1 protein-coding gene is annotated in these 393 nt (G+C 53.4%); it reads right to left on the bottom strand.

The window, feature by feature from the left end:
• Positions 1-393 (bottom strand): helix-turn-helix domain-containing protein (locus PPL9_RS31265; RefSeq protein WP_152986667.1); only part of this gene is annotated, 393 nt, incomplete at both ends.

The raw sequence follows: 393 nt of genomic DNA, 5'->3' as shown, positions 1-393 counted from the left end.
AGCCTGATCCAACCTTTAAAATCCATTTGCCAGAGTTGATTAGGAAGAGGAGCTTCAAATCGCTGCCAATCCGAGGACGCTGGGATTGATTTCGGTTCAATACGGTCATGGCGCTGTAGAATGGCGTGCACCGTGGAGCTTGCTGGAACTGTAATGCCTTGATGCTGCAGGTAAGCGCGGATCTTTCGAGCACCCCAAGCCGGGTAAGTATCACGTACTGATAAAATCCTCTGCTCCACCTCCTGTGGTGAACGTCCAGGAGATGTTCTGGGCCGGCGGGAGAGATCATTCAAGCCTTCTCCCGCACGCCACCGCCTCAGCCATTTATAGCCTGTTTGTGGGCTGATACCGAACCGGCGACACAAGGCACGCCGATTAGCATTGTCCTGATCT

Source organism: Pseudovibrio sp. POLY-S9 (assembly GCF_001431305.1).
GTDB lineage: Bacteria > Pseudomonadota > Alphaproteobacteria > Rhizobiales > Stappiaceae > Pseudovibrio.
The sequence above is the reverse complement of the archived record's forward strand: the minus strand, read 5'-3'. Positions and strand labels throughout refer to the sequence as shown.